A 10480-nucleotide genomic window follows, 5' to 3' on the forward strand; every position below is an offset into this window, starting at 1 on the left:
TCAACGTGACCTGACCGCGGCCGCTGCGGCCAAGCGTGTTGCCCAGCCTGGTCGCGAGCAGAAGTCCAGCGATGCCGCCGCCGACGATGACGATCCGGGTGGTCTGGCGCGTTGTCAAATATCTCTCTTGCATGATCTCCTACTCCCTTTCGCGTTTTACAATGCTGGGCAGTATAGTTATCAAGGTCACCGCCCACGCCAACGAAAATAAACTGTACGGTTTATGTATGGCAAGATCGCAGCATTGAGAGTCGTAGGCCAGCGGCTTGGACGGGATGCTCATCGACATGGCTTGTTCGTGCGTGATCGTCATCGGGGCGAGTCTCCACCTCAGAAATTCAGCGCGATCGCGACCGCTTGTGTATCGATGAGAACGGGTGAATGAAGTGCGCGGTGAGTCTACGTCCAGTACTTGAAACTGGTCACGCTTCGCTCGTAGCCAGTCATGCTACGGCGCTCGCGTCGAATGCGCACGGGAGAGTTGTATTCTTCTAGCATTTGCGTGGCGGGCGGCCTTGCGTCGGGACATGCCCCTTCCATTCGGAACGGTCGGCGACGGGAACAGCAGGCGAGGGCTCGGCGTTCTCTGGACTCTCTGCGGCCAGGCATTCGAGCGGCAATTGCGCATTCGCACCGACGACGAGAATGGCCTGCATCAGACCGGGCGTTCGAGACTCACACATTGCGGCAATTGCCACAATACACGCGGCAACGACATAGCTTGCCCGAATGCGAGGTAGTCTGATCGTGTGCATCTTGCGTTCTCCATCACGCGCGAAAGAAAGTCACACAGCGCGTTTTTAATTGACCAACGACGATAAATGTCTGACGGTTCAGGTTGTATTGCGTACATCAGAAAGGCCCGAAGCCAAACAAATCTGCGCAACGCGATTGAGCGCTTCACTGGCGGGCACGCTCCCGAAACTGCTATCGAGCGTTTCCCTCAGGGGCGACGTCATAAAGTCGACGTAGGTTTTGATCTTCGCGTCGATATGATGTCTACATGAATAGACGACGAACACTCTCGTGCGTTGAAGACGACACTCAGGGAATAACTGAATGAGCTTTCCATTCTGGATGTCGTCAATCACGCAATGGACCGGCAATGCCGCGATGCCTGCGCCTGCCAGCGTCGCGAGACGGGTCGCCTCGGTGTCGTTGATGACGAACTGGCTGCCCGCTTCAGGTTCCGCGGACCTGACGAGGCTCAACCCGATGGGATGGTCGTCGGGTTTGGCGTTGAAGGGGATCGGCGTCAGCGCATGATCTTCGAGGTCGCTCGCTCTTTCGATCCGATGCGTCTGAAGAAAGGCGGGCGCGGCCACCAGTACACGTTCGCATTGCCAGATCAGCTTGCATACGTTGCGCGAGTCGGGCAGCGTCGGCGCGGACACGATGGAGACGTCCACCTCGTCTGCGATCAGGTTCGCCATACGCGGCAGGAACTTAAGATGCACTGAAACGGCAGGAAAACGCCTGCGATATTCGATGATCGAGTGCGTCAACTGTCCGAGGCCGAGATCGGTTACGCAGTGAACGCGGAGTTTTCCGCGCGCGCGGGTGTGGGCGTCGCGTGCTTCGGCTTCGGCATCGTCGAGGTCGGCCAGGATCCTCTTGCACTTCTGGTAGTAGCGCTTGCCGGGTTCCGTCAGCGATACCCGACGTGTCGTGCGTTGCAGGAGCCGCGCCTGCAGCTGGTCTTCGAGTGACAGGACGGCACGCGATACTTTCCCCTTGCTGCAACTCATATGCTCCGCAACGACGCTGAAGCTTCCCGCCTCGACTACTCGGGAGAAGATGCGCATGCTCATGAACTTGTCCATGGAACCGTTCACCTCGTGCTGTCTGATTCGGGTCGCTCTTCAGCGGAATGAGACTTTCCCGCTTGGAAGAACGATAGACCGAGGCGAACGATTGAACCATCCCTACATTGGGATCGTCGCTTAATCCATGTGGTCAGCCGGCGATACGTTGGTATAGGTGTCGATCTTGCTGCGCAGACTGTCGCCAGCCAGCGGCATTTCGCCGGCTCGGTAGCCTGTCGCGTCGAACAGGTCCAGTCATGGCAGAGAGAGGATATCAATGCCACCGCGCCTTTCCGACCATGCGGCGCATTTATCAACCGAGGATCAAACATGACTGTCAAACACTACGTCATTGCCTTGCAACAGGCGTTCGTGACTGGAGAAGGGCTCGCAGAAGCCGGCACGGTCGTTTCGTCGCATAGCGAGCGTTGCGGAACAGCGGGCTCGCGTCGACGCGGAGCGCAACGACCTCGTCGCGGAGCGCAGCCAATTCACCGACACATTTCCGGCTGTGGCGCACGTTATGACCACCGGAATGTCCGCTTATCAGTGCGCCGGATGGCAGCTCAGGCCGAAGACGAGTCCATAGACGAAGGCGCAGTATGGTCGTTCCACTCCGAAACCTGCCGTTGGAACCGCGACGACCCGACCGTCGGCAATGGATCGGCAAAGAGCATTCGCTTTCCTCAGCGTCAGCGACTCGCGGCCGACGAGTTTGACTGATTTCGAATCACCGCGATGGTCGATGAGCCACCCCGTGAAAAGAAGGAACGGTCACAATACTTCGGGGGCCGACGTCCAACTTCCTCCGATCGCGATCGGACCGGTTCGGCCAGGTGCGCGTTGATCACTCCGGCTGGTTGTTGCGCCGCCCTGTAACGAAATGTAAATTGGGCAGGCGATTTTTAAACCGATTAACTTCCAGACGGAAGTTTTATGGTTTCCTTCACATTTCCCGGTGTGGAGGAACTCGATTGGCTTCCGGAAAATTAACCAAATAGCTTCCGCGTTGGCTGGATTCTGAGGGTAAAAATGGGCTTCGGCACCGGTTTTTTACTCAAATAACTTCCAAGATCGACAACTTTCAACCATAAATCTTCTATCGTCGCAAAAGGTCGTCAACCATCGTTGCCGCTGGCCCTCGTGAGCGTCTGTGACCGTTACAGGCAAGAACGTCCAAGCCGCGCGTCTCAAGATCGGCCTGAGCCGTCATTCGAGCATCGGTGCCGGTCAGACGGGTATGGGGCGCTTTCCCGTCATTCACAGGTCGGTGGTCGGGAATGACTCGTCCCGCGGAAAGCGAAAGAGTACTTGCGACCCGGAGCGGTCTCTCGCACTTTGGCGGCGAATGTCTGCTGAGCTTCCACGGACGGGACGCTCACAGACGACGGTCCTTATCCGCTCATCGGCTTTTCATTCCGGCCCGCGCATCAGAGGAATGCCTATAATGTCAGCCTTTGTTTTGGGCTGGAGCTTACTCCCAGTCCGACTAGCCACTCATTGATAGTGGCGCCGATGACCTCAGGATGATCCTCCTGCAAGTAGTGAATTCCAGCACCAAGCTCAACTACTCTGCAGTCCTTAAGTTTCTTCGAAAAACTCTCGGCGACGGTCGGCGAGACCAGAGCGCCTGGATTTGCAGTGAAAAGCAGCTTCGGATAAGACGACTGTGCTAGAGCACGATGTGCGTTCTCCAAGGTTAAGTACACATCCGCCGGTTCTCCAGCGATCGGCAGTTCATTCGGGAAACGCCAGGTTGGTCGACGCGACTCGGGAGTTGGAAATGGTGCTCTGTAAACCGACATTTCCTCATCCGTCAGTTTTCGTACGGTTGCAGCGGGAAGAACCTGCTCTACGAATGCATTTCCTTCAAGAATCATCTTTTCACCGACGCCAGGCGTCCTGAATTTCTGAAAGGTTTCGCGTGCATCCGCGTGAAAATCCTCCCAGGTAGGCATTGGCCAGGTGAACTCCATAAAAGCAAGCCCATGGATAAACTCCGGCCTTCGGGCAGCCAGGTGAAATGCGAGTGCGGTTCCCCAGTCCTGCGCTATGACAAATGTTGACGAGATTCCAGCGTTATCGAGGAACGCATCCAGGTATCGAACATGATCCACAAACCGATACGCAATGTCCGGTTTCCCCGATTGACCAAACCCGATGAGATCCGGCGCTATGCAGTGCGCCACGGGTGAGACCAGGGGAATGATGTTCCGCCATATGTACGACGACGTTGGGTTTCCGTGCAGAAAAAGCGCGACCGGTGCTTCGGGATTTCCCGCTTCCCGATAGGCCATGGTGGAACCCAGCACATTCACTCGCGGCAATACAACGTCAGAAAGGACGATCATTTCTGCTCCTTGAATATGGTTTGGAAAACGATGTTCTTGAAGCGATCGAGGGCGGCAGGGCCGCGTTCCACCTTCATGCGAAGAATTGCGCCTTCCCAGGAAGCCAGGAGAAATTCGGCGAGATCCACCGGATTGAACGTTGAATCGATTTCACCGGCGGCTTGAGCCTCGCCGATGCACGAGGCAAATGGAGCACGCCATTCTTGGAATATCGCCTCGAGCCTTTCGCGCAAAAGCTCGCTTTGAGAGGCGGTCTCAAGACTGAAATCGCCGATGAGGCAACCGCGATTCCATTTGTCGTCTGCCAGCACGCGGCTGATGATGTCCAGATACCGCTTCAGTCGCTGCCGGGGAGTAAGTGACCTGTCGTTCAAAGCCTCTTTGACTAATCCCTTGGTGTGAGCAAAATAGCGGTCCAGCACTTCCTCCGCAAACGCCTCCTTGGAGCGGAAGTGATTGGTGAAGGAGCCGTGCGGAGCACCTGCCGCTGCGCAGATATCGCGCACACTCGCCCCTTCGTATCCCGACCGAAGCATCACCTGGAGGCCGGCAGCGAGAATGTCTTCGCGAAATGATGGTTTGCTCATGATAGGAATACAGTCGTACGTATTTGCGTAGAATACAGTCGTGCGTATTTATGTGTCAAGTTCTAATTTAACCGCCCGGAGCCTGCCCATCGCATGTACCGTCGCCTGAATGGAACCGCATTAATTTGACCGGCAGCTACGCGTGGCACGGCAAGGGCGCTTCCGGCCGTAGACGATAGATCGGGCACGCCAAAGCCTTAGCAGTGGCAAGGATTCGTACAAATTGGCCGGATGAGCCGCACCTTCATCTCCCAGACGATTGGCTTATCGACGGCCGTTTGTCAGCCGTGGAACGGGCATCGCGAAATCCTGAGCTTCGTCTCAACCAGAGAGTCAGCCAGGGCCGAGGAGTGGCTTCCATTACGGATCAAACGGCGGCTCGCCACTCTTGCGCAGACATTCGCCAATGAATTGCGGAGGACCGTAGATGGCCGATAGGACCTGTTCGATGAGCGTTTTTGAGATCCGACGTTGGAATCCTCAACGCCGGCTTTCCGGCGACTTGCGTGAACGCGTACTGCCGGCCAGTTGCGGACCTGCGCAGCGAAGGCGCAAATGCTCGATAGTAGCCATTGGCCGCGCGACCGCCTGTTGGAAGTGTTAGGGCGGGTCGAGCGCACTCACCATGACGTAGTACCCGTCAGGATCGCGGAGCGCAAACTCTTTGGTTCCGGTGTTGGGGTTCACGTTGGGCTCCTCTTCGAGTCCGGCGACAAGCGCGCGGGCTCTCAGCAGCGCATCGTCGAAATCATCGATACGAAAGAACAAAAGCAGTCCGTTGCCAGGTTCCGCACGGTCGCGACTAGCCAGCGGAGGATGCTCGTGCGCGCCCCACTGATGAAGGCATAGCAAGACCGTTCCATCCGTGTCGACGATTTGCCCGAAGTAGTCATGCGCTGGCAGCGTTTCCGGTTGTCCGAACAGCGACTGATACCACTTGAAGCTGCGGGCCACATCAGCAACACCAATGATTGTCCATGTGCGTTTCATCGGCTTCTCCTGCGGCCAGTATATGACGTCCGCTTTCCAGCGATTGAACGACCGCTGCCAGGCAGCTTGAAGGGCCGTTCCGGGCCGCTATGCAAAGCTTTACATAGAGCAGAGATTTTTTTGGTTGGCGATCGCGGTGCGTATTTCAGCCCATCGTGGACGGCGTTTCACGCTGATCGTGGACGGCATTTCAGGCTGATGGTGGACGGCATTTCAGCGGGATCGTGGACGCTGTTTCAGCGGGATCGTGGACGGTGGGGGTAGCGCAAGTGATGTTCTGACCAGGCCTCAAACTGCTCGGTTTTTTCCGGGCAGGCTGATGCCAACCAACAGAGTCACGATGCGATCAATCCGAGAAACCTTACGTCTGTGTCTACAGGCGGGACTGAGCTACGGCGAGGCCGGCCGCACGCTCAAGCTGTCCAAGAGCGTGGTGGGCAAATACATGTCGCTGGCCCGTGTGGCCGGCGTCAATTACGAACTCGCTCAGAGCCTGAGCGATGAGGCGCTGGAGGCCCGGCTCTTCCGCCCGGCGGTACCCCGCGCCAGCCACCAGCTAACGCCCGATTTTGCCGCCGTTCACCAGGAGCTCAAGCGCCCTGGCGTCACTCTGATGCTGCTGTGGGAGGAGTACGCCCGCGACAACCCGCTGGCCTACAAGTACACCAGCTTTTGCATCAAGTACCGCGCGTTCGCCAAGACCCAGCAGCGCTCGATGCGCCAGATCCATGTCGCCGGCGAGAAGCTGTTCGTCGACTACGCCGGCGATACGGTGCCCATCGTCGATGCGGCCACCGGCGAGATCACCCGGGCGCAGATTTTCGTGGCCACTCTGGGCGCGTCGAACTATGCGTTTGCCTGCGCCACGCCGCGCCAGAGCACCGAGGACTGGATCGGTGCGCAGGTGCTGGCGCTCGAATTCTTCGGCGGCGTCACGCGCCTGATCGTGCCCGACCAGACCCGTGCGCTGATCAAGTCGCCCGACCGCTACGACCCCCAACCCAACCGCAGCTACGAGGAATTCGCCAGCCACTACGGCACGGTTATTCTGGCCGCACGCCCGGCTCATCCGCGCGATAAACCCAAGGTCGAGGGCACCGTGCTTTTGGTCCAACGGTGGATTTTGGCGCGGCTGCGCAACCGCCGTTTTTTCCACTTGGCCGAGCTCAACCGGGCAATCGCCGAACTGCTGGCGGACCTGAACAACCGGCCGTTCAAGAAGCTGCCCGGCTGCCGGCGCAGCGCCTTCGAGACCCTCGACGCGCCCGCGCTCAAGCCCCTGCCGGCCCAGCGCTTCGTCATCAAGCGCTGGAAGTCGGCGAAGGTCAACATCGACTACCACGTTGAATTTGAGGGCCACTACTACAGCGTGCCGCACCGGCTGGTCGGCGCCAGGCTTGAACTGCGCGCCGGCGCCGGCCTGCTGGAGTGCTTCGCGTCGAACCAGCGCGTGGCCAGCCATCCGTTGAGCGCGCTGCGTGGCAAGTTCACGACCACACCCGATCATATGCCGGCGTCGCACCGCGCGCACCTGGAGTGGACGCCGGCCAAGCTGATCGCCTGGGGCCAGCGCATCGGCGTCAGCACCGCCGCCGTGGTGACGTGGCAGATGGAGCACCGCCCCCATCCCGAGCAGGGCTATCGCGCCTGCCTGGGCCTCCTGGCGCTGGCCAGGCGTTACTCGGACGAGCGGCTGGAGGCCGCCCGCACGCGCGCCATGGCGATCCGCGCGCCCCATCTGAGGAGCGTTACCAACATCCTCAAGAGCGGCCTGGACCGCCAGAGCTCGCTGCTTGCCGCCGACGAGCGAGTCGCCATCGAGCACGACAACGTTCGCGGGCCCGACTACTACCACTGACGGTGTGGATTCCCTCGACCCACCCAATCCAATTCACAAGCATAACGAAGGAATTTCCATGTTGAACGAACACACCCTTGACCAAATGCGCAGCCTGCGGCTAGACGGCATGGTCCGCGCCATCGAGGAACAAGCCACCAGCACCGCCGCCGCAGCGCTGGGCTTTGACGAGCGGCTGACCCTGCTGGTGCAGCGCGAGATCGCCTGGCGCGACGACCGCCGGGTCGCACGGCTGCTCAAGGCCGCCAAGCTCAAGGTCAGTTCGGCCTGCGTCGAGGACATTGACTGGCGCGCCAGCCGCTCGCTCGACCGCTCGCTGGTAGCCGCACTGGCCGGCGGCGATTGGCTGCGCCACGCCCGCAATGTGCTGATCACGGGGGCCACCGGTTGCGGCAAGACGTGGCTCGCTTGCGCCCTGGGCCACCAGGCCGCGCGCAGCGGCTTCTCGGTGCTGTATGTGCGCGCCGCCAGGCTGTTCGACGAGTTGCAAGTTGCCCACGGCGACGGCAGCTTCGCGCGGCGACTGGCGGCGCTGGCCAGGCTCGATTTGCTGATCATCGACGACTTCGCGATCTCGCCGATGACCGGCACCGAGCGCAACGATCTGCTCGAACTGATCGACGACCGCGTGGGCACGCGCTCCACGCTGATCACCAGCCAATTGCCGGTCAAGGCCTGGCACACCTATCTCAACGACCCGACCCTGGCCGACGCCATCCTTGACCGCGTCGTCCACAGCAGCCAAAAAATCGAGCTCAAGGCCGCCAGGTCACTGCGCGACACCGCCGACACGACCGCCGTTTGCCCCCCCACACAGGGGATCGAATCATGGGGACATAGCTCAACCGGGGGGGCCTCCGGCGGCCTGGCGGGGGCCTAAAAACTGAGATAAACCAACCCAAAAACCACCCCGCCCACCGACTCGGCCCCTACGCCAGCAACGGCGATTTCAGGCTCATCGTGGACGATTGCGGTATATTCCACCGGGGCTTGCGCGCCTCTCCGGCGCGTCCACGATCACGCTGAAACGGCGTCCACGATCAGACTGAAATGGCCGTCCACGATCGCTGAAATACGCACGCGGCTACTGACGCGTGTACAGGCTGGTCGGGGCCAGTCCGCGATCGGTAATCAAAAAAATGTTTGTGCTAAACCGCTCCGCAGGCGCTGGCGTTTATGGGCGTTGAATGATCGTCGCGGTGATTTGTGATGCCCGGCGCACGGTTGGCGCACGCCGGAGCCGGGCGGTTGGCGGGGCCCGTCGCGCAAAGACAGCGGAAATGCGGACATCAATGGGCAGGGAATGCGGAGTTTCGCGGCATTGTGATGGTGCGACGACGCTAAAGCACGAGTGGGTTCGCGTTGGCCGCATGGGGGAAGACCAACGTACGCGCGGGTGTGCTGATGCCGGTCAGTGCACATGGCTCGGGTCAGGCGGAGCCCGCGGCAGGATGCCAGGCACACCGCCTTCGATACGGACCATGTGGCCCTTGCCGCACACGGGGCAATCGCGCAGTGACCTGCCGGTGAGCCGTTGGTAACGGTCACGGTAGTCTTCCGCGATGGCGGGTAACGCAGCGGCGGGAGGCTCGACGCCGAGCAGCCGCCGGCAGGTCGCCAGTCGCGCTGCCCGATGACAATTGGCGAGCCACCCGTAGCTGCGGATACGCTTGAAGCCGTCGGGCAGCACGTGCAGCACGAAGCGGCGGATGAACTCGTCGGCCGTCAGGGTCATGGTCCTGTGGCGGGCTTCGTGACGGTAGTCCTTCCACCGGAACAACACCGAATCGCCATCAAAGCGCAGCAACCGGTTGTTCGAGATGGCGACGCGATGCGTGTAGCGGCCCAGGTAATCGAGCACCTGTGCAGCGCCGCCAAACGGTGGTTTCGCGTAGACGACCCACTCCGCGTGAGCAGCGGGCGCGAGCCAGGCGGCGAACGCTCGCGGGTCACGCAACGGCTCGAGCTGGCCATGGAAGCGCAGCGCGCCGGCGTCGAACGCGCGGCGCAGCTGGTCAAGAAAGAGCCGCCGGAAGAGCCGCGAGAGCACCCGCGCGGGCAGGAAGAAGCCGGGCCGGCAGGCGAGCCAGCGCTCGCCGTCCGGGGCGATGCCGCCGCCGGGTACGACGCAATGCACGTGCGGATGGTGCAGCAGGTTCTGCCCCCACGTGTGCAGGACCGTGATGAAGCCGATCTCCGCGCCCAGGTGTTTCGGATCGGCGGCGATCGTGCGCAGCGTCTCGGCGCTGGTGCGAAACAGCAGATCGTAGAGCGTCTTCTTGTTCTGGTACGCGAGCGCGGCGACAGGCTCGGGGAGTGTGAAGACGACGTGGAAGTATTCGACCGCGGGAAGCAGCTCGGCGCGCCGGCGTTCGAGCCATTGCGCGCGGACGAGCGACTGGCACTTCGGACAGCAGCGATGGCGACACGAGTCGTAGGCAATGCGCTGATGGCCGCAGGCATCGCACTGCTCGACATGACCGCCGAGCGCGGCGGTGCGGCACAGCTCGATGGCGCTCATCGCGCGCCGCTGGGCACGACTGAGGGCGTCGGCGTGGGTCTGCCGGTACTGTGGGCCGCAGCGGCGGAAGATGTCCGCCACCTCGAGCGCCGGTCGCATCGCCGGCTTCAGAAGTACTCGGGCGCAGGCGGCTGGGAGGGAGTGGGTGCGGGATGCGGCAGCAGGTCGAAGGGACTGGTGGTGGCGCACACGGTGCTCGTCGCCAGCTTGAGGTACTTGAAATGTGCTGCAGCACATTTACGGTATTACCGACAGTAGATCGTTATGTAGAGTAGCAACGTCAAACGCATCGTGAGAAGGCATCAGGTTTGAACAACTGCACATAAAATTTCATGATGGGCTCCTGGCGGCCATCGGGATCGCCTTTG

8 protein-coding genes are annotated in these 10480 nt (G+C 60.6%); 3 read left to right on the top strand and 5 right to left on the bottom strand.

All coding sequences use genetic code 11. The annotated features are described in order from the left end of the window. Positions 1 to 833 precede the first annotated feature (833 nt). Positions 834 to 1823 carry a LysR family transcriptional regulator gene (locus F6X39_RS35170; protein ID WP_187620010.1) on the bottom strand — a complete coding sequence of 330 codons (990 nt, stop codon included), beginning with the start codon at positions 1821 to 1823 and terminating at the stop codon, positions 834 to 836. A 312-nt stretch (positions 1824 to 2135) separates the two neighbouring features. Between F6X39_RS35170 and F6X39_RS35175 the strand changes: the two genes are divergently transcribed. After that, positions 2136 to 2528, top strand: coding sequence for a hypothetical protein (locus tag F6X39_RS35175; protein ID WP_187620011.1), 393 nt, complete (start codon positions 2136 to 2138; stop codon positions 2526 to 2528). Between the two features lie 719 nt (positions 2529 to 3247). On the opposite strand, the gene F6X39_RS35180 is transcribed toward F6X39_RS35175, so the two are convergent. From F6X39_RS35180 to F6X39_RS35190, 3 genes are all read right to left on the bottom strand, one after another. After that, positions 3248 to 4156: a haloalkane dehalogenase gene (locus F6X39_RS35180; protein ID WP_187620012.1), complete on the bottom strand. Its 909-nt coding sequence runs from the start codon at positions 4154 to 4156 to the stop codon at positions 3248 to 3250. Next, entirely contained in the window at positions 4153 to 4743 is a 591-nt protein-coding gene (locus F6X39_RS35185; protein ID WP_187620013.1) for a TetR/AcrR family transcriptional regulator, read from the bottom strand. Before F6X39_RS35185 ends, F6X39_RS35180 begins: the two co-directional genes overlap by 4 nt. 600 nt (positions 4744 to 5343) lie before the next feature. After that, positions 5344 to 5733, bottom strand: coding sequence for a VOC family protein (locus F6X39_RS35190; protein WP_187620014.1), 390 nt, complete (start codon positions 5731 to 5733; stop codon positions 5344 to 5346). 319 nt (positions 5734 to 6052) lie between these two features. Between F6X39_RS35190 and istA the strand changes: the two genes are divergently transcribed. Together istA and istB are read left to right on the top strand one after the other, a co-directional pair. Next, positions 6053 to 7591 carry an IS21 family transposase gene (gene istA / locus F6X39_RS35195; RefSeq protein WP_187620015.1) on the top strand — a complete coding sequence of 513 codons (1539 nt, stop codon included), beginning with the start codon at positions 6053 to 6055 and terminating at the stop codon, positions 7589 to 7591. A gap of 58 nt (positions 7592 to 7649) precedes the next feature. Continuing rightward, positions 7650 to 8471, top strand: a complete 822-nt coding sequence (istB, locus tag F6X39_RS35200) for an IS21-like element helper ATPase IstB (protein ID WP_187620016.1) — start codon at positions 7650 to 7652, stop codon at positions 8469 to 8471. Between the two features lie 531 nt (positions 8472 to 9002). Here the strand turns inward: istB and F6X39_RS35205 are convergent. Beyond that, positions 9003 to 10211, bottom strand: coding sequence for an IS91 family transposase (locus F6X39_RS35205; RefSeq protein ID WP_187620017.1), 1209 nt, complete (start codon positions 10209 to 10211; stop codon positions 9003 to 9005). Positions 10212 to 10480: the final 269 nt, after the last annotated feature.

The sequence above is a fragment of the Paraburkholderia sp. UCT2 genome, assembly GCF_014397665.1.
Taxonomy (GTDB): Bacteria; Pseudomonadota; Gammaproteobacteria; order Burkholderiales; family Burkholderiaceae; genus Paraburkholderia; species Paraburkholderia tuberum.

Bases quoted from the DNA above. Each gene is read 5' to 3' on its own strand.
- F6X39_RS35170 (WP_187620010.1), bottom strand. From the start codon at position 1,823: ATGGACAAGTTCATGAGCATGCGCATCTTCTCCCGAGTAGTCGAGGCG.
- F6X39_RS35175 (WP_187620011.1), top strand. From the start codon at position 2,136: ATGACTGTCAAACACTACGTCATTGCCTTGCAACAGGCGTTCGTGACT.
- F6X39_RS35180 (WP_187620012.1), bottom strand. From the start codon at position 4,156: ATGATCGTCCTTTCTGACGTTGTATTGCCGCGAGTGAATGTGCTGGGT.
- F6X39_RS35185 (WP_187620013.1), bottom strand. From the start codon at position 4,743: ATGAGCAAACCATCATTTCGCGAAGACATTCTCGCTGCCGGCCTCCAG.
- F6X39_RS35190 (WP_187620014.1), bottom strand. From the start codon at position 5,733: ATGAAACGCACATGGACAATCATTGGTGTTGCTGATGTGGCCCGCAGC.
- istA (WP_187620015.1), top strand. From the start codon at position 6,053: ATGCCAACCAACAGAGTCACGATGCGATCAATCCGAGAAACCTTACGT.
- istB (WP_187620016.1), top strand. From the start codon at position 7,650: ATGTTGAACGAACACACCCTTGACCAAATGCGCAGCCTGCGGCTAGAC.
- F6X39_RS35205 (WP_187620017.1), bottom strand. From the start codon at position 10,211: ATGCGACCGGCGCTCGAGGTGGCGGACATCTTCCGCCGCTGCGGCCCA.